At 61.5% G+C, this 22,917-nt stretch carries 19 protein-coding genes; 11 read left to right on the forward strand and 8 right to left on the reverse strand.

Annotation, left to right across the window (positions count from 1 at the left end):
* Nucleotides 1-14 precede the first annotated feature (14 nt).
* Genes ACIPO9_RS02955 through ACIPO9_RS02980 form a run of 6 tightly spaced genes read left to right on the forward strand, consistent with a single transcriptional unit; the run spans nucleotide 15 to nucleotide 7,321 of the window.
* Complete coding sequence (locus ACIPO9_RS02955) at nucleotides 15-1,139, forward strand: FAD-binding oxidoreductase (protein ID WP_274132109.1); 1,125 nt, start codon at nucleotides 15-17, stop codon at nucleotides 1,137-1,139.
* Nucleotides 1,136-2,086 carry an ABC transporter substrate-binding protein gene (locus ACIPO9_RS02960; RefSeq protein ID WP_400778819.1) on the forward strand — a complete coding sequence of 317 codons (951 nt, stop codon included), beginning with the start codon at nucleotides 1,136-1,138 and terminating at the stop codon, nucleotides 2,084-2,086. Before ACIPO9_RS02955 ends, ACIPO9_RS02960 begins: the two co-directional genes overlap by 4 nt.
* Nucleotides 2,087-2,138: 52 nt before the next feature.
* The gene (locus ACIPO9_RS02965; protein WP_400778821.1) at nucleotides 2,139-3,497 is read left to right on the forward strand and encodes a SidA/IucD/PvdA family monooxygenase; all 1,359 of its coding nucleotides are present in this window, start codon (nucleotides 2,139-2,141) and stop codon (nucleotides 3,495-3,497) included.
* Nucleotides 3,494-4,513, forward strand: coding sequence for a 2,3-diaminopropionate biosynthesis protein SbnA (gene sbnA / locus ACIPO9_RS02970; protein ID WP_400778823.1), 1,020 nt, complete (start codon nucleotides 3,494-3,496; stop codon nucleotides 4,511-4,513). Before ACIPO9_RS02965 ends, sbnA begins: the two co-directional genes overlap by 4 nt.
* Entirely contained in the window at nucleotides 4,506-5,513 is a 1,008-nt protein-coding gene (gene sbnB, locus ACIPO9_RS02975) for a 2,3-diaminopropionate biosynthesis protein SbnB (RefSeq protein WP_400778825.1), read from the forward strand. Before sbnA ends, sbnB begins: the two co-directional genes overlap by 8 nt.
* Nucleotides 5,504-7,321 carry an FAD/NAD(P)-binding protein gene (locus ACIPO9_RS02980; RefSeq protein WP_400778827.1) on the forward strand — a complete coding sequence of 606 codons (1,818 nt, stop codon included), beginning with the start codon at nucleotides 5,504-5,506 and terminating at the stop codon, nucleotides 7,319-7,321. Before sbnB ends, ACIPO9_RS02980 begins: the two co-directional genes overlap by 10 nt.
* 83 nt (nucleotides 7,322-7,404) lie before the next feature.
* On the opposite strand, the gene ACIPO9_RS02985 is transcribed toward ACIPO9_RS02980, so the two are convergent.
* The 5 genes from ACIPO9_RS02985 to ACIPO9_RS03005 all read right to left on the reverse strand — a co-directional run bounded on the left by ACIPO9_RS02985 (nucleotide 7,405) and on the right by ACIPO9_RS03005 (nucleotide 13,807).
* Nucleotides 7,405-8,169, reverse strand: a complete 765-nt coding sequence (locus ACIPO9_RS02985; protein WP_400778828.1) for a substrate-binding periplasmic protein — start codon at nucleotides 8,167-8,169, stop codon at nucleotides 7,405-7,407.
* Nucleotides 8,170-8,328: 159 nt separating this feature from the next.
* A complete protein-coding gene (locus tag ACIPO9_RS02990) occupies nucleotides 8,329-9,612 on the reverse strand; it encodes a hypothetical protein (protein WP_400778830.1) in 1,284 nt (427 codons plus the stop codon).
* A gap of 2 nt (nucleotides 9,613-9,614) precedes the next feature.
* On the reverse strand, nucleotides 9,615-10,919 hold the full coding sequence (locus ACIPO9_RS02995; RefSeq protein WP_337993885.1) for a hypothetical protein: 1,305 nt from the start codon (nucleotides 10,917-10,919) through the stop codon (nucleotides 9,615-9,617).
* Between the two features lie 458 nt (nucleotides 10,920-11,377).
* A complete protein-coding gene (locus tag ACIPO9_RS03000; protein WP_274132118.1) occupies nucleotides 11,378-12,997 on the reverse strand; it encodes a glucan biosynthesis protein D in 1,620 nt (539 codons plus the stop codon).
* Nucleotides 12,998-13,177: 180 nt separating this feature from the next.
* Entirely contained in the window at nucleotides 13,178-13,807 is a 630-nt protein-coding gene (locus tag ACIPO9_RS03005; protein WP_400778832.1) for a LysE family translocator, read from the reverse strand.
* Between the two features lie 134 nt (nucleotides 13,808-13,941).
* On the opposite strand from ACIPO9_RS03005, the gene ACIPO9_RS03010 reads away from it, so the two are divergent.
* Nucleotides 13,942-14,433, forward strand: coding sequence for an Lrp/AsnC family transcriptional regulator (locus tag ACIPO9_RS03010; RefSeq protein ID WP_400606273.1), 492 nt, complete (start codon nucleotides 13,942-13,944; stop codon nucleotides 14,431-14,433).
* Between the two features lie 95 nt (nucleotides 14,434-14,528).
* Here the strand turns inward: ACIPO9_RS03010 and lpdA are convergent, their stop codons facing one another.
* Together lpdA and ACIPO9_RS03020 are read right to left on the reverse strand one after the other, a co-directional pair.
* A complete protein-coding gene (gene lpdA, locus ACIPO9_RS03015) occupies nucleotides 14,529-15,929 on the reverse strand; it encodes a dihydrolipoyl dehydrogenase (RefSeq protein ID WP_274132122.1) in 1,401 nt (466 codons plus the stop codon).
* Nucleotides 15,930-16,137: 208 nt separating this feature from the next.
* Nucleotides 16,138-16,779 carry a CDP-alcohol phosphatidyltransferase family protein gene (locus ACIPO9_RS03020; RefSeq protein ID WP_400606267.1) on the reverse strand — a complete coding sequence of 214 codons (642 nt, stop codon included), beginning with the start codon at nucleotides 16,777-16,779 and terminating at the stop codon, nucleotides 16,138-16,140.
* 414 nt (nucleotides 16,780-17,193) lie between these two features.
* On the opposite strand from ACIPO9_RS03020, the gene fae reads away from it, so the two are divergent.
* From fae to ACIPO9_RS03040, 4 genes are all read left to right on the forward strand, one after another.
* Complete coding sequence (fae, locus tag ACIPO9_RS03025; protein WP_274132125.1) at nucleotides 17,194-17,706, forward strand: formaldehyde-activating enzyme; 513 nt, start codon at nucleotides 17,194-17,196, stop codon at nucleotides 17,704-17,706.
* 10 nt (nucleotides 17,707-17,716) lie between these two features.
* Nucleotides 17,717-18,751 carry an aldo/keto reductase gene (locus ACIPO9_RS03030; protein ID WP_400778833.1) on the forward strand — a complete coding sequence of 345 codons (1,035 nt, stop codon included), beginning with the start codon at nucleotides 17,717-17,719 and terminating at the stop codon, nucleotides 18,749-18,751.
* Nucleotides 18,748-20,181: an NAD-dependent succinate-semialdehyde dehydrogenase gene (locus tag ACIPO9_RS03035; RefSeq protein ID WP_400778835.1), complete on the forward strand. Its 1,434-nt coding sequence runs from the start codon at nucleotides 18,748-18,750 to the stop codon at nucleotides 20,179-20,181. Before ACIPO9_RS03030 ends, ACIPO9_RS03035 begins: the two co-directional genes overlap by 4 nt.
* A gap of 207 nt (nucleotides 20,182-20,388) precedes the next feature.
* Nucleotides 20,389-21,750, forward strand: coding sequence for an MFS transporter (locus ACIPO9_RS03040; protein ID WP_400778837.1), 1,362 nt, complete (start codon nucleotides 20,389-20,391; stop codon nucleotides 21,748-21,750).
* A 123-nt stretch (nucleotides 21,751-21,873) separates the two neighbouring features.
* Here ACIPO9_RS03040 and ACIPO9_RS03045 read toward each other — a convergent pair whose 3' ends face one another.
* On the reverse strand, nucleotides 21,874-22,749 hold the full coding sequence (locus ACIPO9_RS03045; RefSeq protein WP_274132129.1) for a LysR substrate-binding domain-containing protein: 876 nt from the start codon (nucleotides 22,747-22,749) through the stop codon (nucleotides 21,874-21,876).
* Between the last annotated feature and the right edge of the window lie 168 nt (nucleotides 22,750-22,917).

The raw sequence follows: 22,917 nt of genomic DNA on the forward strand, positions 1-22,917 counted from the left end.
CGGGAGGCACGTTGATGAAAACCACCTTCGATGTGATCGTGATCGGCGCCGGCGTGATGGGGGCTTCGATCGCTGCGGCCCTGGTCGAGAACGGGCTGGACGTTGCCCTGATCGAAAAGGGCATCGGCGGCGGCCAGGGCGCGACCCGGGACACCGGTGGCATCGTGCGCAGCCTGGAACTGGATCCCGTGCTACGGCCGCTGACCAGCCGCGGCGCCAATTACGCCAGCACCGGCATCGTCAACACGCTGTTCGAGGGGGCGCTCAAACGTACCGGCGTTGCCTACATAGGCAGTGCCGAGGTGTGCGGCAAGTACCTTGACGCGGTGGGCAGCGAAGGCTCACAGAGTGTCGAGCTGCACGCCTCGGTGGGCGCCCTGGACAATGGCCGGTTCTCCGCGTTCTGCCCGGACGAATGCCTGCTGATCGAACGCAACGCCGGCATGGTCGATGCGCGAATCGCGGTGTCCAGCCTGTGCCAGTACGTGCGCAGCAACGCGACCTTTCTCGATCATCTGGCTGTGGATAACTGCGTCGAGCTGGATGGCGCAGTCCAGGTGAACGCCGGCAAGCTGCACCTGCAAGCCACCTGGGTGATCGATGCCTGTGGCGCCAGCAGTCCGGTGTCCAGGCCGTACGGTGCAGTGCATGCGCGCACCATCCCGTTCACCAGGCTCAGCTGTGACCAGGCGCCGAGCATGCCGGTGATCGCCCATCATCTGAACACTTACCTCCTGCCATTGGGCAGCAACCTGATGCAGGTCGGCGGACAGCGTCGCCATCGCGCCGCCCGTGTCGAACAGCTCAACCTGTCCGTGCTGGACAACGAGCAGGATGTCGTCGAGCGCATTGCCAGGCTCGGGTATGACAGCCAGCACAGCCTGCCGATTGCGACGCACATCGCCTGGGACGCCTACACAGAAGACGGCCGCCCCTTGATTGGCCGGGTGTCGAGCAAGAGTCATCTGTACCTGGCGACGGGGTTCTGCGGCATCGGTTTCAAGATGGCGCCACGGGTGGCTGAACTGCTGGCCTCGGAGCTGGGCGGGCTGATGGCGGGGATCGCACTGGATTCCGCGCACCGCTCGACCATGGAGGCGTTCTGTCCTTCGCGGTTCGCCGAGGTGGCCTTGTCATGATGCGCCTGGGTATCTGCGCGGCGCTGGACGTCGGCACCACACTGCACGCCCGCAGCTTTCTGCGCGGGGTTTATCTCTCCAGTCATCTGTTCGGCAACGTTCGCCGTGCGCAGCACTTCTATTTCGACGACGGAGCCAACGCAGCAGGAGGGCGGGCGGCGGCTGAGCGTTTCATCGAAGCAGGCGTCGATGCGGTGATCGGCCACTTCGCTTCCGAGTCCGCTGCGGCAGTGGTGGAAACTTATGCACAGGCACAGATTCCGCTGATCCTTCCGGCATCGACCTGTGCGGCGCTGACCGAAGAAGGCAGCACCACCTTTCGTATCTGCGCATCGGACCGTGTGCTGGCCAGGCGCTTGCTGAGGTTTGCCCAAGCCCAGGGATTACGCAGGCTGGCGTTGTTTGCCGACCCCAGCCTGCACGGTCAGCGGCAACTGCAAGAGCTGAGGGATGGGGTTGATGACTTATCCACAGTGCAGATCGTGAAGGACATTTCCTATGCCGACGCAGTGGTGTTCTGCGGACGCCTGAAAGCCAGCCGCCAGTTCCTTGTGGAAAACCGTGCTGCCGGCTGTGGATTACCGCTGTTCTTCACCGACGACGCTGCTTCACCTGCGCTGGTCGCGGGCATTGAGCGCACCGGCATCGTCTATGCCGTGAGCTTTCCCGTGGCGAGCGACCTGCCCGAAGCGCAGTCGGTGGACCATGCCTATCAACGTATTTATGGGGAGCAGGCCCCGGTCTACGCCATCGAGACACTGGCGGCCTTTTCGCTGATTGAAATGGCCGCCGGCCAGCGCCGCAGCCTGCTCAACGCGCTGCGTTTCGACCAGTTCACAACGCCCGCGGGTCTCATCAGTTTCAGCAATGGGGAAAACGATCACGCCCGGGTTTCGCTGTGGGTCTACGAAGGCCAGCGCGTCCACGAGCGACGTCTGTTGAGTTGAATCGGGCCACGAGCGGCTCGCCAAGTCCTTGAACATTTCAGGAAGAACCATCATGAATCAGTTTGAAAACGAGGGACTGCGCCAGGAACTGGACGTCATATCGGTCGGCTTCGGCCCAGCCGGTATCGCCCTGGCCTGTGCACTGGAAGATGAAGCCGAGGACAACGGCAAGAAGCCGTTCGCCAAGGTGCGGTTTTTCGAGAAGGGGCGCGATTCAACCTGGCACGGCGCGTTTCTGCTTTCCGGCACCGACATCAATCACCACGTGTTCCGCGACCTGGTGACCCCACGCAACCCGCGCAGCCGCTTCTCGTTCGCCATGTACCTTAAAGAGAAGGGGCGCCTGTATAAATTTGGCTTGCTGGGGCGTCCTGCAAGCCGGGTGGAATGGTCCGACTACATTGGATGGGTCGCGGCACAACTCAAGGACTACGTTGCCTACGACGAGGGCGTGCTGGATGTGCTGCCGGTGGCCGAAAAAGGCATCCTGCGGGCAGTTGATGTCGTGACGGCCCAAGGCACCTATCGCACAAAGCGCCTGGTGCTTTCCCACGGCAGCCTGCCGCGAATTCCCGAGGCATTCAGCGCCCATCTCGGCGGCCGGGTGTTCCACACCTCGCAGTACCTGAAGAACATCCATCTGGGCGGCGGGCCGATTGCCCAGCGATGGCTGGTGCTGGGGTCCGGGCAAAGCGCCGGGGAGGCGGTCGCGCACCTGCTGGGCGCCGCGCCGACCACCCAGGTGCATTCGGTGCATCGCGGGGTCGGTTTCCGGGTCGGGCAATTGGGCCAGTTTCCCAACATGGCTTTCCTGCCGGAGCAGGTCGACTACTTCCATCAACTGGAGCCGGCCCGCCGCAGCAAGGTGTTCGACGAGATTCGCTCGACCAACTACGCAGGCATCGACGCCGATGAGAGTCAGGCGTTGTACTCCTTCATGTACGAAGGCGAGGTCAGCGGGCATCAGCGTCTGAACCTGCACACCTGGTCGAATGTGGTGTCTGTGGAAAAGGTCGGCGACGCCTACTCGGTGGTGCTGCGTGACAGCAATACCGGGCTTGAGAGCACGCTGTACGTCGATGGCATTGTGCTGGGCACCGGCTACGAGCAACTGGCGGTGCCGCCGCTGCTGACATTGCTGCAGCCCTGGCTGGTGCGCGATGAAGACGGCAGCCTGGCCGTGGATCGGCAGTACCGCGTGAGCCTGCAACACAGCGAAGGCGTACAGATTCTGGCCAACGGCACGTCGGAAAGGACCCATGGCATCAGCGATGCGCAGTCCTTCTCCATGGTCGCGTTGCGCGCCCAGCAACTGACCGATGCCTTGCTGGCGACGCAACCCCGGCAACTGGCGCCCGTGGTGGCTCACCCAAGGATGCCGAAACCGGCACGTGCCGAGGCCCGCCCATGAATTTCATCTCCCATATCGTCGGCGATTCGAACTTTGTCCGTCTCAAAGGGCTGGGCTTCGAGAATCTGCATTTGAAGCTTGAGTCCTGCAACCCGGCCGGCTCGATCAAGATGAAAACTGCCATCGGACTGATCGATTCCTACGCCGAGCGACGACTTATCCACAACGACACCGTGCTGATCGAGTCATCTTCCGGCAACCTCGGCGTGGCATTGGCCATGATCTGCGCCGAACGTGGCTACAAGTTCTGCTGCGTAGTCGATCCCAACACCAATCTGCACAACATCAAGATGATGGAAGCGTTCGGCGCGCAGATCGTGATCGTCACCGAACGTGATGACAACGACGGCTATCTGGGCACCCGCATTCGTTATATCCGCGACACCGTCACCCGTGACCCGCGCTACCTGTGGCTCAATCAGTACAGCAACCCGGCGAACGCGCTGACTCACGAACAGACCACCGCGCGGTCGATTCACATCGCCTTTCCAGCCCTGGACTACTTGGTGGTTGGCGCCGGGACTACAGGCACGCTGATGGGGTGTGTGCAGTATTTCCGCAAGCATTCGCCGCGCACCAAGATCATCGCGGTAGACAGCGCAGGCTCCGTGACCTTTGGCCAGGCGCCGGGCAAGCGCTTCATTCCGGGGCTGGGATCGAGCCAGATGCCGCCGATCTTTCGCGCCACCCATCTGCACAAACAGCAGGTCGTGGACGAGCGCGCGACGGTTGCCATGTGCCGCTGGCTGGCCAAGTCCAACGGCGTCCTGGCGGGCGGATCGACCGGCACCGTGGTAGCCGGTCTGGCGGCGCCGTCGCTGGGGATTCCCAAGGACGCCGTGGTGGTCGCAATCTCTCCGGACGCCGGCGAGCGCTATCTGGAAACCATCTACAACGATGAATGGGTGATGCAGAAGTTCGGTCGCGCGGAGCTTGCCGCGCTGGGTTCGCAGCCCATCGGCCGTTACCTGAAAAACTATGTGCACACTTTCGAAGGGGAGGCGCTCAATGTCTGATTTCCATGTCATTCCGGGCGCGGTCATCAAGGATATTCTCGACGCCCAGGCCCACACCATGGTCGCCCGCGTCGAGCAGGTGTACCTGCAACATCACGACGGCCAGACCCTGAACCCCGACAGCTATTTCCTGCGTTTCCCACAGCAGCCCGCCAACCGCATCATCGCGTTGCCCGCATCGCTGGAAGGTGAAGAGGCGGTCGCCGGGATCAAATGGATTTCCAGCTTTCCGGGCAACGTCGCGCAGCACAAACCCCGCGCTTCTGCGGTGGTGATCCTTAACCATCGTGACACCGGTTACCCCTATGCCTGCCTTGAAGGCGCGCAGATCAGCGCTGTAAGAACAGCGGCGTCGGCGGTGTCAGGGGCTTACTGGCTCAATGGTCAGTCCCGCAGGGCCGCAACGGTAGGATTCATCGGTGCAGGGGTGATTGCCCGCAATATTGCGCGGATGCTGGCGGTGGAGGGTTGGGAAATCGCTCATGCGGTGGTCCACGATTTCGACGAGGCATCAAGCTGGGCGCTCACCGGTTATATCGAGCAGACCGACTTATGCACAGCCCGTAGCGGATCACTGGACGAGGCGTTGGCCGCCGATCTGGTGATCTTTGCAACAACGGCAGGCGAGCCCTATGTACAGCCGCCAATGAGCTTCCGCCCTGGCCAGGTAGTGCTCAACATCTCCCTGCGGGACATCGCACCACAATTGTTGCTGGCGTCCAACAACCTGTGTGACGACATCGAGCACTGCATGAAGGCTAACACCTCGCCCCATCTGGCCGAGCAGTTGACCGGCAACCGGGATTTCATGAACGGCACGCTGGCAGGCCTGATTCGTGGGGAGGTCGCGCTGGATCCGCACAAGCCGTCGATCTTTTCGCCGTTCGGCCTTGGGGTGCTGGACCTGGCCTTGAGCAAGTTCATCGTCGACACAGCGCTGGCCGATTCACGAGCCGTCGCCATCGACTCCTTCTTCGGAGAAACCCTCAGATGGAACTGACCACCAAGCTTCGCCTGGATGAGGTGTTTGCTGACAAATGGCCTGTGGATAAATCAGGAGAGAAGCCCGCCGTCAGAATCGGCATCGTGGGTTGCGGGTCTCGCGGGCTGACGGTGCTTGAACGGCTGTGCGCGTTGGCGGAAAAAACTCAGCGGCGTATCGAGATCAGCGTGTTCGATCCGCACCGGCCGGGGCCGGGCCTGCATTCGGTGGAACAGCCCGAGTACCTGATGCTCAACACGGTTGCATCGCAGATTTCCATGTTTCCCGATCAGGCAGCCTTGGGCGGTTTCAATGGGCGTCAGGGGCCCAATTTTTACGAGTGGTGCCTGCGCTTCAAGCCTGCGAGGGTGGTCCAGCCCAATGAATTCCTGCCCCGGCAGTGGCTGGGTGAATACCTTGCCTGGACCTATGAAGAGATCATCAGGGCGCTGCCCGAGCAAGTGCGGATCAACCATGTCGCCCGGACTGTGGATAACATCGAGCACACCGATTGGGGTGGCTATGTACTGTCCACAACGGGGGGGCATCGACATGCAGTCGACTGGTTATTACTGACAGTCGGGCATGCTCGGGCGCCGGCTATCGCTGAACACTCCACAGGCCAAACCCGTCGTCTGCAGGCTTATCCACAGCCGCTTTCCCTGCAAGGTATTTCATCCACAGACCGGGTCGGCGTCGAAGGGTTGGGCCTCTCGGCGATGGACGCCATCGCCGGGCTGACAGTCGGACGCGCGGGGCGCTTCGAACATGGCCCTGATGGCTTGCGATACATTGCGTCGGGTGAAGAACCGCAGGTGTTCATGTATTCGCGCAGCGGGCTGCCGTATCGCACGCGCCCCGACATTACCCCGAACAGGGCGGGCGGCACTGCCCTGATTTTCACCTTGTCGGCCGTCGCTGATCTGCGCGCTCAAAACCCGCAGGGCCTGGATTTTGAAGCCCAGGTGCTGCCGCTCATCAAGGCGGAAATGTACGCCGAATACTTCGGGATGGTTGCAGAGCAGGCCGGGGAATCCGGGCTCAAGATCAAGTCGCAGATCATGACCGCGTTCCTCTTGGAAGATCTGGCGGCCAAGGTTGAAGAGCTTGCCCAGCGCTTCAGCGCGCCGATGTTGCCAGAGAGCCTTTTCAATTCTCGGGCCCTGCAGCCACCGATTGAGAATTATCCACAGTGGATGCGCAGTTTCATCGAAGCAGACCTGCTGCAAAGCCAAACCGGCCTGGATCGCTGCCCGATCAAGGCCGCTGCGGAAGTATGGAGAAGTTGTCGTGAACAATTGCGCAGGGTTGTGGATAACAAAGGCCTGAGTGCGAATTCCCATCGGGTTTTCTTCGAGGAGTACGCGCCATTGGTCAATCGTCTGGTGGCGGGGCCCCAGAAAGAGCGGCATCAGGAGCTGCTGGCGCTAGAGGAGGCGGGGATACTGAGGTGGGTACATGGCTCGAAAGTTATGCACAACGCGCACACGGGCCAGACGTCGATTGTGGACAGCGAGGGCAGCCATACCGTCCTCGACGCCATCGTCGTAGCCCATGTCACCGGGCCTGACGCACCCGCGCTGCCAGGAATCATCCGCCAGCTCAAAGCCAGTGGAATTATCCACAGCCAAAATGGCGAAGGTCAGGGTGTGAGTGTCGACGGAGAGGGCAGGGCCCAGCCCAATCTGTGGATAACCGGCCCGATCGTCGAAGGCGCGACCTACTACAACCACTATGTGCCGTCATCGGGCAGCTATTCTCGAGCTTTCGTGGACGCCGACCGGATTGCGCGGGAGATGTTGGGGCTTTGCGTGTCGGTCCCGTAGCAGCACGGCTTGCCGGCGGGGCGGCCTCAAGGTCGCTCCCGCTGGCAAGCCATGCTGCTACGAGAACCGGTGAGTGTGGACGATCAGCGTGCGGCCTGTTTAGGCACCTGCAAATACCGCCCCCTGATCCTCTCCAGTTCGCCACTGCTGCGCATCGTGTCGATAGCGTGATTGATCCGTGGCAACCACTGCGCAAGCTGGGGCTGGAGCTTGAACACCAGTGGCGCTTCGCTGAGTTGAGGGCCCTGGCGGAAGAGGCTGGGGTTGAGGTGGCTGGTGACGAGGAGGGTGTCGAAGATGTCATCGACCATCGCCACCGCATCGACCCGGCCGCTTTGCAGCAGCTTGAGCAGTGCGTCGTCCTGCGAGGTTTCCAGGCGGGTGAGCCGGTGGCCGTTGAAGGCGGGGTCGAGTGCCCAGTAGGTGTAGCCACGGACTGTGCCGATGGTGAGGTGGTCCATCTGCTTGATCGTTTGATCCGCGCCGGGGTGGTTGGCGAGGAAGTAGAGGTGCTCGTTGACGCTGGAGTAGGGTTTGGAGAACAGGTAATGATTCTGTTCTTCAGGGCTGTTCCAGATCAGCGCGTCGGCGTAGTTGATGTCTATCTCGCCCTTCTGCAGCATCGATTGCAGGCGGTTGACCGGGTAGGTGACGAAGGTGACGTCCAGCCCTGCCAGCTCGGTGATCCGTCGCGCGATATCGACTGACACCCCTTGCAGGTGACCGTTTTCATCCTCGAAGGCATAGGGCTTCCACTGCGCGCCACCGGCCACATATGGGCCAGCCAGCACAGGCAATGCGAGCAGGCAGAGCAGGCAACCGCCGATGAATCCGCGTCGAAACCCCATACACTCCCTCGTTCCGGGCGCTTCAAAAAGACGTCCAGCCTAACAGCCGGAAATGTCTGTGGTATGTCGTAATGCCACTATTTTGCGAATCGTCCGACAAAAATACCAAAAAAAACCCGCACTGATCGATTCAGGCGGGTTTTTTGTCGTGCGAACCGCTCAAGCGCCGGGGTTTAGCCGGTAAATCTTTGGAAACTCGGTCAGGGTGACGGGCACTGCACACTGGTCGCCGGTGCAGGTCCAGCGCTGACCAGAGTCGAGCATGCCCTTGTCCGGCACTTGCGTATCCAGCATGCGCAGCGGAGTGTTGTTCAGCGCGGTTGCGGTGATGCGATCCTCACGCGGGCGACCCGTCGCCCAGGCCACCATGATCCGCTCGCGCCCGTTACTGAACACCAGCTTGTAGACACTATCGGCCTGCAGGCTTTCGCTGGGGACGTAGTTGAAGTCACGCAGGTAAGGGGTGATCGCCTTGAGGGTCGAGTACGCCGGCTTGGAACTCAGATCGACGTTGAGCAGGCCGAAATGGTGTTCCTGCTCGTCGCGCACCTTGCCGTCGTCGATCAGGTCGTACCACCACATGCCCTTGATATTGGGCAGGGTGCGCGCCAGGAAATAGGCCCGCGCCAGATACGCCGACTGGCGTACCGGGCTGATGCCGCAGGTGCCTTCGTGGCTGGGCCAGCTCATTTCAGTGAGGTACAGGGGAACCGGTTTGCCGGCCTTGCTGCTGATGTCGTGGTCGACGCTGCGCATCCAGCCGATCCAGCTCTCCGGTGTGTTGCGGTCGTGGCCCTCGCAATGCACATAGGGGTGCAGCGAAATTCCGTCGGCGTACTTGAGCACGCCCGCTGCCACTATGCGATCGACAAAACCGCCCTTGATACCGGCGGACGTGACTGCGCCTGCAAGCACCCTGGCCTGCGGATTGTTCTTGCGGATGATGGGCGCCGCGTCGCGGACCAGCGCCACGTAGTCGCTGCTCAGGCGGGGGTCTTTGGGCCCCTCGATGTCCCACTCGTTCCAGACTTCGTAGTACTTCACCGGATTGCCCAACTGGCGGGTGATGTAATCGACATAGTTGAGGTAGGGAGCTTTCACCGCAGCGCTGCGTGGCTTGGCGTTGCCGTTGAACGAGGTGCCATAGCCCAGGATGACCATGGGTGAGAGGTCCAGCGCGTTGGCCGTGCTCAGCCATGCCCGCCACGGGGCAATGATGCGCAACTGGCCGGGGGCAGGTTCTGCGGTGGACCAGAAGCCATCATCGCGCACTGACGTCACCCCCGCCGACTTCGCCAGGTCCAGGCTGCGCAAGGGTTGCGTCGTGTTGTTCATCGAATGGGTGGCGACGCCCACAATGAACGGCTCGGCCAGAACAAGCGGGTTGATGAGCAGGCAGCACAGCAACAACAGGCCTTTGCGGCCAATACCAAATCCACTCATGGTCAGCTCAAGCCTGGCAGGCCGTTCCACTGGGCACGCTCATGGGGCTTTGGGGCGGTGATGTGAGCCCGCGACCTCGCCGCCATTGCGTGCCCGATGGCCATGCCGAGGAACAGGTTGGCGAGCGTCACTTCCAGCGTGTCGGTGGTCCAGCTGACGATGCAGATGCAAAAGCCCGTGGCGAGCATGGCGCGCCCGTAACGCGTGTTGGTCTGGGCCAGTACGAAAAACAGTGGTATGTGCAGCGAGTAGAGGAACAGGCCGGCGATGCCGAAGATGGCCCAGAGGTAGACCACAGTGCTGTCGGACACCATGAAGATGTCGGCGCCGGGAACCGGGAACGCTGCCACCGCGCTGCCCACTAGCCCGAAGCCTGCGCCCGTGTAGGCGCGGCCTTCGTGGGTCAAGGCCCTGATGACGTTGGGCCAGGTGTTGACCAGGCGATCGTAGAGGGAGGACAGCGAGTCGCCGGTGGAAATCTTGTTGGGGTCGAAGTCGAACATCATGGCCATGAACGGCAATGACATGCCCAGCAGTACGGCAAACACGATGAAGCCGCGGGCGGTCCAGTGCAGGCGGGTGATCATCATCAGCCCTACCGCGCCAGCGAAAGCAAGTACCGGCGCCTTGCTGGTGGTCAGGATGATGCCACCAAGACCCATGGCGCAGACCGCCAGTATCAGGGTTTTGGAGCGCAGCGTGGCCATCAGGTACAGGCTGAAGATCGCGATGATGATTGCCAGGGCACTGGAAATACGGGCAAAGCCGGCAGGGCGGTCGATGTCTTCAGCGGCCCACGAGGTGTTGGCGCTCAGTTCGGTGCCGCCCACGGTGTAGCTGTAGCCTTTCCAAGGGAGGGCGGTGTATTTGTCCAGCACGATACCCGCCAGCGATGCCATCAGCGCGAGCGCGATCACCCACATGAACAGGCGCTTGTGGCGCATGATCTGGTCGCCACAGGCCAGGCCGAACAACAATGGGCTGATGCCGTAGAGGGCAAAGGCAAAGTTGTTCACGGTTGCCCCGCCGAGCATGCCCCAGCCCGCGGAGAGCAGCAGCACCAGAAAGCTCAGCCATACTGCGGGGCTGGCCTTGAAACTGCGCAGCTCCAGCGCGAAGAACACCAGGCACGCGACTTTGGGGCCGTACAGCAGCACCGAAAGGCCAGCCTGGTCGAGATAGAAGCGCAGGGCGCCGGAAAAGGTCTCGACGAAGATCAGGCTGATCGCAACCAGAACGATGGCGGTAGATTTGTCGAATGACAGGATCGACGGCTTTTCGACGTGAACAGGTGAGGTCGACATCATGGACACAGCCCCTCGGGAGCACTGGAGTAGGAAAGATCGGTGCAGGTGGCGCGAAGAAGGCAAAGCTACCGCTGATCGCGTTCGGAACGGGCCGGCGATGGCGTCTGAAAAAACACTGTTCGTTGCACGACCGTGACGGGAGGGGACCGCCGAAAAAGGTCCATTCAAACGGCGTGACAGGGATATATCAGCCTTCGGGGCGCGGGCTGTCAATGAATTCGTCAAATATTCGGACAGAATTCATGAGCTGATTTTTCTTGGATTTATAAGCTGTTGATTTTATTGATGGCTGGAAATTTGACGCTGGTTATCGAGATAACAAAAGGCCGGTTTGCCAGGTTGGCTATGACTCATTTTTGTTACACAGATCGTAGCAGCACGGCTTGCCGGCGGGGGCGTCCTCAAGATCGCTCCCGCGGGCAAGCCCGGCTGCTACGGGTTCTGGGTGTTCCCGTAAATCAGGTATACCGACGCTTGTCAGGCGCTGGCGGGAAGTATTGATACAGCCAGGTTTCGCTGAGGGTGCGGTCGCCGGTCTTGATGAACATGCGCATTTCCACGGGGTCGACCGAATCGTTGGTCGGGTACCAGTCGAAGGTCACGCGGAAGCCCTTGATGTCCGGCAGTACCAGCACGTTGAAATCCTGAACCTTGCCGTTGGACACAGTCACCACAGGCTCGATGCCGGAGCCTTCGGGCAGGCGATCCAGACCGCCGCCGTTGAAGTCCACGGCGAAGCGCCGCGCCCAGACGTCCGGGTAATGCTCGCCCGGTGCCCAGCCTTCGATGAAGCCGCCCATCCCTGAGCGCGTAGCGTGAACCTGCGCCAGCGGTGTGCTCACCGGTGGCAGCGGACTCCAGTAGAGCTTGTAGCCGAAGTTCATCGACATGCCGGCCTTCACCGGATCCCGCGGGTTCCAGAACGCCACGATGTTATCCAGCGTCTCGCCCGTGGTCGGCAGTTCGAGCAGGTCGATGGAGCCCTCGCCCCAAGCGGTAGTCGGCTCGACCCACAGGCTTGGACGACGGTGGTACCAGTCGACGGTGTCCTGGTAGGTCTTGAAGTCGTGGTCGGTCTGCACCAGCCCGAAACCCTTGGGGTCCTTGTCGGCGAAGGCGTTGAACTGCAGCTTGGCCGGGTTGTTCAACGGGCGGCAGATCCACTCGCCGTTACCGCGCCACATGGCCAGGCGGTCGGAGTCATGGATCTCGGGGTGAATGGTGTCGCACATGCGGCGCTCGTGAGTGCCACAGCTGAACATGCTGGTCATGGTCGCGATGCCCAACTGCTCGATGTCGGCGCGGGCGTTGATGTGCGCGTCGATGTCCATGACCACGCGGTCGGCCTGGCAATCGATGTCGAACTTGTAGGCACCGGTCGCGCTCGGCGAGTCGAGCAGCGCGTAGACCACGAAGCGGGTGGCGTCCTTGGTCGGTTTCTCGAACCAGAACTTGGTGAAGTCAGGAAACTCTTCGGGCTTGTGGGCATAGGTGTCGATCGCCAGGCCCCGCGCCGACAGGCCGTACTGCTTGTTGCTGTCGATGGCGCGGAAGTAGCTCGCGCCCAGGAACGAGAGGATGTCGTTGATCGCGATCTCAGGCGCCTTGAACAGCTTGAAGCCGGCAAAACCCAAGTCGCCCTTGAGCTGGGTCTGGTCGATGCGGCTGGCTTCGTAGTTGAACAGCTCGGGACGGAAATGCACTTCCCGCGCCTGCTGGGTCGCAGGATCGACGCTGAACATGCGCACCGGCGTCTTGAAGCCTGCGCCGACGTGGAAGAAATGCACGTCCAGCTGGCCTTTGACGTCGTTCCACAGGGAATGACCGGCGTCGTATTTGATTGCGTTGAACTGTTGCGGCGTCATGTTGGCCAGGGTCGGCGGCAGATTCTGCTTGGTGCTGACGTAGGCCTTGCCAGCCATTTGCTTGGCCAGGTCCTGCAAGGTTTTGAAATCGAAATGCTCGGCGTCGCCATCGGCTGCTGCAGCCAGCGCGCGTGCCGCGTAGAGACCTGAAGCCGGTAGCGCGCTATAGGCTGCCAGCGCCATGGAAGCTTTCAGGAGATTCCTGCGATTCATAAGGTGAAGCCTCTGAAGAAATGCCGTGCTTTCCTGCACGATGAAGTGCGCTTTCCCAATCCTTGCCGAACGCAAATTACCAACAAACAGATAACAATCTCGGCATCTTGTTCGCAAAAAAAAGAAAAAATCGTTTCAGGGCACTACTGGCAGATCGCCAAAGTACTTCCGGGCATGTTGCTACGCCTGCTGGATGAACGCCAGACGCACGGCAAAGCCGATGAGCAGGCTGCCAAACAGCCATTGCTGGACCCGTTGCGCTGTGGCGCTGCGAGCCATCCAGCGGCCAATCCAGCCTCCTGCCATGGCGTAGACGCTGTCGAACGACAGGCCCACGACCAACAGGATCGCCCCCAGCTCGGCAAATTGCGCAGTCACCGGGCCGGCTGCCGGATTGACGAACTGCGGCAGGAGCACAGAGCAGAACAGCAGCGCCTTGGGATTGAGCAGATTGGTCAGCAGGCCTTGCACTACGGCCGTTTGCCAGGAGATATGGCGTGCGTCCGCACCCTGGGACGCACTCGGGTCCATGGCCCCAGGCTTGAACATCTTGACGCCCAGCCACAGCAGATACGCCGCGCCGATGATGCGTACCGCTTCGAACGTCCAGGGTGACACCTTGAACAGCGCCGCCAGGCCCAATGCGGCGAGCGCCACGTGGCATCCCCGCGCCCCGGCCAGGCCCAGCGCGGTGGCAAAGGCCTTGGCGCGGCCATGGCGGGCGCCGGTTTGCAGCAACAGAATCATGTCCGGCCCTGGCACCAGCATGATCATCGACAGGGCCACGATAAACAGCGCGATACCTTCCATCTTTCCAGCTCCGGGGTCAGGTGATGGAAGAAAATTCTACGGCTCAAGGGCAGGGCAGGTGCTTGCGTGCTTGACCCTGATGGCGCCTAGTATTGGCATCTTCTGCCAAAGCTGACGCTGAAAAGGTTCCAGATATGCCAACCAGTCAAAATCCCAAGCTTGACGCCTATGACCGACGGATCCTCAACGCCCTGCAACGGGATGGTCGTTTGACCAACGTGCAACTGGCAGATGAAATTGGTCTGTCAGCGTCGCCCTGCCTGCGACGGGTGAGGCATCTGGAGGAGGCGGGGGTGATTCGCGGCTACCAGGCCACCCTGGATGCCGACGCACTGGGGCTCGGAATGACGGTGTTCATCGGTGTGAAAGTCGACCGTCATCACGAAGATGAAGCGCAGAAATTTCATCAGATGGTGTCGGCATTGCCTGAGGTGATCGCGGCCCATCTGGTGTCGGGGGAGTCGGATTTTCTCCTGCATGTGGTGGTCCCGGACTTGCGCGGCTACGACCGCTTTCTCACCGAAACCCTGTTGAAAATGCCCAGCGTGCGGGACATCCGCAGCAACTTCGCGATACGCACGCTCAAGTCGCAAGCGCCCCTGCCGCTGGGGCATTTGCCGGTTTAGCGGCTAATACGTCCGTAGCAGCACGGCTTGCCGGCGGGGGCGATCTCGAGGCCGCCCCCGCCGGCAAGCCGTGCTGCTACGGTGAGCAGGAGCCTTTAAGCCTGCGTCGTATGCCCACCTGCGCCCATCGCTGCCTGGCGCAGAGCCTCGGAGCGGGTCGGGTGAGGGTGGCAGGTGAGGGCCACGTCTTCGGCCGAGGCGGCAAACTCCATCGCCACGCAATACTCGGCGATCATCTCGCTGACACTCGGCCCTACGAGATGCACGCCAAGAATCTCGTCGGTCTTCTCGTCAGCCAGCACCTTGGCGAAGCCATCCGTTTCGTGATTCACCTTGGCCCGGCTGTTGGCGCTGAACGGGAATTTTCCGACCTTGTAGGCGCGGCCTTCCTCCTTCAACTGCTCCTCGGTCTTACCGACGCTGGCCATTTCCGGCCGGGTGTAGATCACGTTGGGAATCAGGTTGTAGTTCAGCTCGCCTTTCTTGCCGACGATGCGCTCCACGCACACCGCGGCTTCGTCTTCTGCCTTGTGCGCGAGCATTGGCCCGGAGGTCACGTCACCGATGACCCAGATGCCGTCCACGGCCGTGCGATGGCCCTTGTTGGCGAGCACGCCGCGTTTGTCGACTTCCAGCCCGACCGTCTCCAGACCCAGACCTTTCGTCACCGGACGACGGCCGATGGACACCAGCACATAGTCCGCTTCAATCACCTCGGCTTCGCCGCCTGCGGCAGGCTCGACGGTCAGGCTGACACCCGTTTCGCTGGAGACGGCCGACGTCACCTTCGAGCTGAGCTTGAAGTTCATGCCCTGACGGGACAGCGAGCGGTGTAGGGTTTTGCCGGTTTCCAGGTCAGTGCCGTGGGCGACGTGATCGAGAAACTCCACCACCGTGACCTTGGCCCCGAGCCTGCGCCACACCGAGCCCAGCTCCAGCCCGATCACGCCTGCGCCGATCACCACCAGGTGCTTGGGTACTTCACTCAGGGACAGCGCGCCGGTGGAATCGAGGATGCGCTTGTTGTCGATGGTCACACCCGGCAGCGGCGTGGGCTCGGAGCCCGTGGCAATGATGATGTCCTTGGCGGTCAGCTCGGTTTCGGCGCCGCTGGCGTCCTTGACGATGACCTTTCCGGGCCCTGCCAGGCGGCCCCAGCCCTTGATCCAGTCGGCCTTGTATTTGCGGAACAGGAACTCGATGCCCTTGGTCAGGCCCGTCACGCTTTCGACCTTCTGCGCCATCATCTGCCCAAGGTTCAAGGTGGGCGTGACCTCGATGCCGAGCTTCTTGAATTCATCGCCCACCGCTGCTTCATACAGCTCCGAGGCGTGCAGCAAGGACTTCGACGGGATGCAGCCAACGTTCAGGCATGTGCCCCCCAGGGTTTCACGGCCTTCGACGCAGGCGACTTTCAGGCCTTTCTGGCCGGCGTGAATGGCTGCGTTGTAGCCGCCCGGGCCGCCGCCAATGATGACAACGTCATAGTTACTCATGTGCGCACTCCTGAAGGAAAAATCGACAATGGAGGGAAGCGTAGACTTCTGCTCGCAAAAGACTTGGAGACCTGTGCTGAATAAAAATTACGCTCATAATATTTCTTCACAATGCGACTTCAGGTCAAGCGTCGATATTCAAAGGGTAAAATTCGCCTGTGGATAAGCTGTTTGCAGGGTGTGTGTAAAGCTGTTGAAACAGTGCGGGTCACTCCTGTGCATAAGCCTTCTGAGTAGCCGCTTCGACTGGCCTGGTGACCTCGGCCACAGCGCGCTTGATCCTGTTGAAAATCGTCACTAGTAGCAGGATGGCCATCACCGCCATGGCGATGTTGATCGGTGCGGTGAGCACGTGGCCGGAGCCGATTCCGACGCCGAAAATGGCAAAACACAGCATGCGGATATCGCTGGTCATAGGCCCGTCGCGTCTTCGGGAGGCCTTTATGGCGGGGCCGAGCAACCCGGCAAACTCACTGAAAATCGACAGCAGGGTCACCAGCAGGACCAGCAGCAGGCTGACCTTGGGAATCACTGAAAACGGCAAGAACAGAGCGGTTTCAGTCACCACGACGCTGAGTTCGCGGGCGCAGGTGCTCAGTTTCGACTGCTGCCCGAACTCTCCGGCGAGCACCGACTCGACCGCATTGAACAGCATACGAATCAGCAGCCAGGCCGGAATCAGCAGGAACATCCAGGGGTACCACGCAAAGGCCGCGACCAGTACCCCGACCGCGATGGAAATGAGGCCTGCGCACAGCGTCACGTGAATGGCGCGCACACCGTCATCGAACAGGACCTTGGCGACCGGATGCAGGATTTTCTGCAGCCAGGTTTTGAGTGTGGTCAGCATAATCGCGGGCCAGCTCCCTGTGGATAACTTTCTGGGAGCATAGTGCATCCTTTGCTTGTAGGAGCGCGCTTGGTCTGGGCCGCATCCGGACGACGGCGGTGTGTCATCCGACATATTTGTTACAGGCACATCGCGGTCGCGGGCAAGCGCGCTCCTACAGGGGATTTGCGGGGTATGACTTGAACTCATACCCCCTTGAGTTTTTATGGTTACAGCCCGCGAAAATCCCGGTGATACAAATCGCATCACAGCTCATCCACAACAACAAAGAGCGCTTGCGATATGACTTCACTGCACGCCCCCATTCCGTCCAGCCCAATGCGGCGCTCTCCGACTTCCTCCATTCGCCACGCGATGCCCGGCATCCGCGTGCGGTTCTGATCACCTGCATTTTTCCGTTTCGGAGAACACCCCATGAAAGAACTCAACCTGTACATCGGTGAAGGCTTCGAAGGCCCAGGCGTCAACGCTGCCCACATCAACATCCTGATCGGCCCGCGCAACGGCCCTGCCGGCCAGGCCTTCGCCAACAGCCTCGCCTCGCCAAGCCAGGGTCACTGCCCGTTCATGGTCATCGCCCAGCCGAACATCCCGGTCAAGCCGATGACCCTTTACGTGAACAAGGCCGCCATTGGCAGCGACCTGCACGGTAACGCCACCTGGGGCGCGTCTCAGGCCGGCATCGCCAAGGCCGTCACCGAAGCGCTGCTCGACGGCACCCTGCCAGCCGAAGCGGAGGACGAGTGGGCGATCGTCACCGCCAACTGGGTCAACCCGGCCTGCGACGACCTGGATGCCGTCTACCTGAACAACTACAACGCCTGCCGCACCGCGATCCGCGCAGCCCTGACCGGCAAGCCCGAGCGCTCGCAACTGGCCGATGTGGTCAACCGCATCAGCAACCCTTTCTACACGCCAAAAGCCTGAGGTCCGCGCCATGCAATACATTCGTTTGGGAAATTCGGGCCTCGAAGTCTCACGCCTGTGCCTGGGTACCATGAACATGGGCACCCCTGACTGGAAACCGTGGATCTTCGACGAGAAGAAAAGCGAGCCGATCGTGCGCCATGCGCTGGAAAACGGCGTCAACTTCATCGACCTGGCGGACTTCTACTCCGCCGGCGTCGGCGAGGAAGTGGTCGGGCGCATCGTCAAGCGTCTGGCCCGTCGCGAAGACCTGGTCATCACCACCAAGGTCGGCTACGGCACCCGCGCCGGCAAGAACGCCAGCGGCCATTCGCGCAAGCACATCATGGACAGCATCGACGCGTCCCTGAGCCGCCTGGGCATGGATTACGTCGATGTGTTCATGCTGCATTACTTCGACGTGAACACTCCGGTCGAAGAAACCATGAGCGCCATGAACGACATCGTGCGTTCCGGCAAAGCGCGCTACATCGGCGTCTCGACCATGCTCACCGGGCAGTTGGCGAAGATCCTCATGGCCTGCGAGCGCAACGGCTGGGTCAAGCCGATCAACATGCAGTTGCAACTGAACTGCGCCTACCGCGAAGAAGAGCGCGAGATGATTCCGTTCTGCCGCGACCAGGGCCTGGGCGTCTCGGTATTCAGCCCGCTGGCGCGTGGCCTGTTGACCGGCGACGTGCAGTCGACCCGCAACCAGACCGACTTCTTCACCCAGCAGATGTACAGCGACGAAGCCTCGTTCCAGATCGCTCATTCGGTGCAGCGCGTGGCCCAGCGCCGTGGCGTGTCCAACGCGCAGATCGCCCAGGCGTGGGTCGCCAACCATCCGGGTGTCGATTGCATGCTGGTCGGCGCGGACACCACGCAGCAATTCGACAGCGCCCTGGCTGCGCTGGAGACCAGGCTGGACGCTGACGAGTTGTATGAACTGGAGCGCAACTACACCCCGTGCGATGTCATCAACGATTACACCGCCGGCAAACGCATCCTGCGCAGCGCGCGCCCTGCCACTGAAGTCTTCAGCCTGACTGAGGCCGTAGCATGAGCGCGCTGATTCGCAACGGGCACTACATCGACGGTCAATGGACGACCGGCGGCCCAACGTACCCGGTGTCCAACCCGGCGACCGGCGAGCTGATCGCCCAGGTGCAGAAGGGTGGGGCGGAGGAAACCGATCTGGCCATCGCCGCCGCCGAACGCGCGCTGCCGGCCTGGCGCAAGCTCACGGCCAAGGAACGCAGCGTGAAGCTCAAGCGCTGGAGCGAGCTGATGCTGAGCAATCAGCGCGAGCTGGCGACCCTGCTCAGCCGCGAACAAGGCAAACCCTTTGCCGAAGCCATGGGCGAAGTGGGCTACGCCGCGAGCTTTCTGGAGTGGTTTGGCGAGGAAGCCAAGCGCGCCTACGGCGATGTGATTCCGAGCCACAAACCGGATGCGCGAATCGTCGTGACCAAGGAAGCCATCGGCGTGGTCGCGGCCATCACCCCGTGGAACTTCCCGTTAGCGATGGTCACCCGCAAGGTCGGCCCGGCGCTGGCGGCTGGCTGCACCATGATTCTCAAACCTTCTGAAGAGACGCCGCTGTCGGCCTTCGCGCTGGCGGTGTTGGCCGAGCAGGCAGGCATTCCGGCCGGCGTGTTCAACGTGGTGTCCGGCGATGCAGTCGCCATCGGCGGCGCGCTGCAAGCCTCGACCGTGGTGCGCAAGCTGTCGTTCACCGGCTCTACCCGCGTCGGCAAGTTGCTGATGCGCCAGGCCGCCGACACCCTGAAAAAGGTCTCGCTGGAGCTGGGCGGCAACGCGCCGTTCATTGTCTTCGACGACGCCGATCTGGATGCCGCCGTCAAAGGCGCCATGGCCTCGAAATTCCGCAACACCGGGCAGACCTGCGTTTGCGTGAACCGCTTCTTCATTCAGGACGGCGTGTACGACGCCTTCACCCGCAAGCTGGCCGAAGCTGTGGCTTTGATGCGCGTGGGCAATGCCCTGGAAGGCGACACCGAGCAGGGCCCGCTGATCAACGACGCGGCGCTGGGCAAGGTCGAGCAGCACGTCGGCGATGCGCTGGAGAAGGGCGGCAAGTTGCTGTGCGGCGGCCAGCGTCATGCGCTGGGCGGCACCTTCTTCGAACCGACCGTGATCACTGAGGTGAACGATCAGATGCTGATCGCTCAGGAAGAGACATTCGGCCCGGTGGCAGCGTGCTTCCGCTTCAATGATGAAGCCGAGGTGCTGCGCCGTGCCAACGACACGCCGTTCGGCCTGTCGGCGTACTTCTACAGCCGCGACATCGGACGTGTGTGGCGAGTGGCCGAAGGCCTGGAAGCAGGGATGGTGGGCATCAACGAAGGGCTTGTTTCCACGGAAGTGGCGCCATTTGGCGGCATCAAGGAGTCGGGCCTGGGGCGCGAAGGATCGCGTTATGGTCTGGAAGACTATATGGAAATCAAATACTTGCTGATGGGTGGGCTTTAAGCACACGCGAAGTACCGTAGGAGCGCGCTTGCCCGCGATGGCGTTGCGTCTGTGACAGATTCATCGTCTGGCACAACGCAATCGCGGGCAAGCGCGCTCCTACAAGCAGGATGTCGCAATGACGTTCATGCATTAGCCACGCACGCTTTCACACCGCCGAAGGATTCGGTTTCGCTTCTCCGTCAATAACAATAACTGGAGGCAAACATGTCTGTTCAACCGGTAAAAATCGATGATCTGCCCATCGGCAAGTTTCACATCAAGATCGCAGGCCTGACGTTCGGTGCGCACTTCACCGATGGCTACATCCTGGGCCTGATCGGTATCGCATTCACCCTGCTCAGCCCGCAGTTGCACCTGGATGCCTTCTGGCAGGGATTGATCGGTGCCTCCGCGCTGATCGGGCTGTTTCTGGGCAGTCTGTTTTTCGGCTGGATTTCCGACCGCGTCGGGCGGCAGAAAATCTTCCTCGTCAGCTTCGTGCTCATCACCCTCGCTTCGGTCATGCAGTTCTACGCCGAGACCGCGATGCAGCTGTTCCTGTGTCGGGTATTGATCGGCATCGGCCTGGGTGGCGACTTCAGTGTCGGCCACGCCATGCTCGCCGAGTTCTCACCGAAGAAACATCGCGGTGTGCTGCTGGGTTCGTTCAGCGTGATCTGGACCTTCGGTTATGTGGCCTCGACCTTCGTCGGCACAGCGATGCTGTCTCTGGGTGACGACGCCTGGCGCTGGATGCTGTCGTCTTCGGCCATTCCCGCCGCGCTGATTCTGCTGGCGCGGATCGGTACCCCGGAATCGCCCCGCTGGCTGATCAACCAGGGCCGCGTTGCCGAGGCTCGTGCCATCGTCAAGAAACACTTGGGTGACAACGTGGTGCTCGACGAAGAGCGCTCCAGCGACAGACGCTCCGGCTACGCCATTCTGTTCAGTCCTGAATACCGTACGCGCACGCTGTTCAACTGCCTGTTCTTCGTCTGCATCGTGATGCCGTATTTCGCGATCTACACCTTCCTGCCATCGATCTTGCAGAAGATGGGCCTGGCTGAAGGCTTCGGCACCGAACTGATGCTCAACATGCTGCTGATCCTTGGTGCGCTGATCGGCATCTGGTGCACGATCAAGTTCACCCGTCGGGGTTTCCTCATCAACTCGTTCATCATCCTGGCCATCGCGCTGTTTCTGCTGGCGGTGCTGCCCAGCAGCTCGGCGGTGCTGATGGTGGCGGCGTTTGCGCTGTTCACCCTGGTGCTGTCCGCGGTGAGTAACCTGGTGGGCGTGTTCCCGGCAGAAAGCTTCCCCACCGAAGTGCGCGCCAGCGGCATCGGCCTGGCGACTGCGGTGAGCCGCCTGGGTTCGGCGATCAGCACCTTCCTGTTGCCGATCAGCGTCGCCGGCATCGGCCTGAGCCCGACCATGGGCGTGCTGGCCGCTATCCTGGCGCTGGGTGCGTTGATCTCCTGGGCCTGGGCGCCGGAAACCAAGGCGCTGACCTTGAGTCAGGCGTGTACGGTGAAGGAGGGGGATGCTGCACCCGTGGTTGAACCCGCGCTGACTTCCCAGGCCTGACGCAGTCCGCTGTAGGAGCGCGCTTGCCCGCGACGGCGTCCATCCAGACACAATTGAATGGAATGACACACCGCCATCGCGGGCAAGCGCGCTCCTACAGGCGTGGGCTGCGCGGCGCACCTGTCACGGATTACTCACCAGACTCAACCACTCGGTAAACAGCTTCACCTTCGACAACCCCTGCTTGTCGTTGGGCACGTCCAGCCAGTAGCCGTAGGGGCCGAGCACTTCCACCGGGGTGATCGGCAGCAGGCTGCCATTGGCCAGTTCGCGCTCGATCATCTGCCGGTCGATGACGGCGAGCCCGCCGCCCGCCAGGGTGGTATTGATGACCTGATCCAGGGTGCTGAATTCCAGGCCCTGGGTTGCGTCGACATCGATCCTGCCTACCGCACTCAGCCAATTCTCCCAGACCTTCAACCGCTTGCCTTCGTGCAGGATATGCAGCAATGGAAAGCGCCGCAGGTCCGGCGGCTCACCGTTGTCGAACAGCTCGGGACTGGCGACGGCGATGTGCCGTTCCATGACCAGCAACTGGCTCTGGCAATGGGTATCCGCTTCAAGGCCAAAGCGGATATGGCAATCCACTTCGGCATAACCCTCGTGGCTCGCCTGGTTGGTAACACTCAGGCTGATGTCCGGATAGCGCTGTACAAAGGTGCGCAACTGGACCGACAGCCAGCGCGTCGCCCAGGTCGGTGGGGCGAGGATCCGCAGGCGCTGGCGCAGGTTCGGCACCCGCACGGCCTGCAGGGCGCGTTCGATGTGATCGAAGGCCTGTGCCAGGTTCGGTGACAGTGCCGCCCCCGACTCCGTGAGGGAAAGCCCCTGCGGGGTGCGTATGAACAGGGTGACGCCCAGGTAGTCCTCTAGCTGTTTGATCTGTCGGCTGATGGCCCCCTGGGTGACGTTCAGCGACAGCGCCGCCTTGCTGAAGCTGCGATGCCTGGCCACCTCTTCGAAGATGCGCAAGGTGTTCAGCGAGGGTAATTGACGCATCGGGCAGGGCTCCGGCACCGACCTCTGAGACACCGACACGTGCATGTCGGGAGGGGTGGGCTGTGTTGATTCTTGGCGAATTTTTTGTAGGACGTATCTGACGCTGTGACGCAGGCCGATGCAAGGCCTTGGCGTAGAAAAACCGGACCTGCTCGCGGTCGTGAGGGG

It is taken from the genome of Pseudomonas sp. NPDC090203 (assembly GCF_044746765.1).
GTDB classification, from domain to species: domain Bacteria; phylum Pseudomonadota; class Gammaproteobacteria; order Pseudomonadales; family Pseudomonadaceae; genus Aquipseudomonas; species Aquipseudomonas putida_AD.

Excerpts from the sequence above, each read along its gene's own strand:
- fae (WP_274132125.1), top strand. The coding sequence starts at position 17,194 with ATGAAAGAACTCAACCTGTACATCGGTGAAGGCTTCGAAGGCCCAGGC.
- ACIPO9_RS03020 (WP_400606267.1), bottom strand. The coding sequence starts at position 16,779 with ATGCTGACCACACTCAAAACCTGGCTGCAGAAAATCCTGCATCCGGTC.
- ACIPO9_RS02955 (WP_274132109.1), top strand. The coding sequence starts at position 15 with ATGAAAACCACCTTCGATGTGATCGTGATCGGCGCCGGCGTGATGGGG.
- ACIPO9_RS03035 (WP_400778835.1), top strand. The coding sequence starts at position 18,748 with ATGAGCGCGCTGATTCGCAACGGGCACTACATCGACGGTCAATGGACG.
- ACIPO9_RS02965 (WP_400778821.1), top strand. The coding sequence starts at position 2,139 with ATGAATCAGTTTGAAAACGAGGGACTGCGCCAGGAACTGGACGTCATA.
- ACIPO9_RS02990 (WP_400778830.1), bottom strand. The coding sequence starts at position 9,612 with ATGAGTGGATTTGGTATTGGCCGCAAAGGCCTGTTGTTGCTGTGCTGC.
- lpdA (WP_274132122.1), bottom strand. The coding sequence starts at position 15,929 with ATGAGTAACTATGACGTTGTCATCATTGGCGGCGGCCCGGGCGGCTAC.
- ACIPO9_RS03040 (WP_400778837.1), top strand. The coding sequence starts at position 20,389 with ATGTCTGTTCAACCGGTAAAAATCGATGATCTGCCCATCGGCAAGTTT.
- ACIPO9_RS03045 (WP_274132129.1), bottom strand. The coding sequence starts at position 22,749 with ATGCGTCAATTACCCTCGCTGAACACCTTGCGCATCTTCGAAGAGGTG.
- sbnA (WP_400778823.1), top strand. The coding sequence starts at position 3,494 with ATGAATTTCATCTCCCATATCGTCGGCGATTCGAACTTTGTCCGTCTC.
- ACIPO9_RS03000 (WP_274132118.1), bottom strand. The coding sequence starts at position 12,997 with ATGAATCGCAGGAATCTCCTGAAAGCTTCCATGGCGCTGGCAGCCTAT.
- ACIPO9_RS02960 (WP_400778819.1), top strand. The coding sequence starts at position 1,136 with ATGATGCGCCTGGGTATCTGCGCGGCGCTGGACGTCGGCACCACACTG.
- ACIPO9_RS03005 (WP_400778832.1), bottom strand. The coding sequence starts at position 13,807 with ATGGAAGGTATCGCGCTGTTTATCGTGGCCCTGTCGATGATCATGCTG.
- sbnB (WP_400778825.1), top strand. The coding sequence starts at position 4,506 with ATGTCTGATTTCCATGTCATTCCGGGCGCGGTCATCAAGGATATTCTC.
- ACIPO9_RS03010 (WP_400606273.1), top strand. The coding sequence starts at position 13,942 with ATGCCAACCAGTCAAAATCCCAAGCTTGACGCCTATGACCGACGGATC.
- ACIPO9_RS02980 (WP_400778827.1), top strand. The coding sequence starts at position 5,504 with ATGGAACTGACCACCAAGCTTCGCCTGGATGAGGTGTTTGCTGACAAA.
- ACIPO9_RS02985 (WP_400778828.1), bottom strand. The coding sequence starts at position 8,169 with ATGGGGTTTCGACGCGGATTCATCGGCGGTTGCCTGCTCTGCCTGCTC.
- ACIPO9_RS02995 (WP_337993885.1), bottom strand. The coding sequence starts at position 10,919 with ATGATGTCGACCTCACCTGTTCACGTCGAAAAGCCGTCGATCCTGTCA.
- ACIPO9_RS03030 (WP_400778833.1), top strand. The coding sequence starts at position 17,717 with ATGCAATACATTCGTTTGGGAAATTCGGGCCTCGAAGTCTCACGCCTG.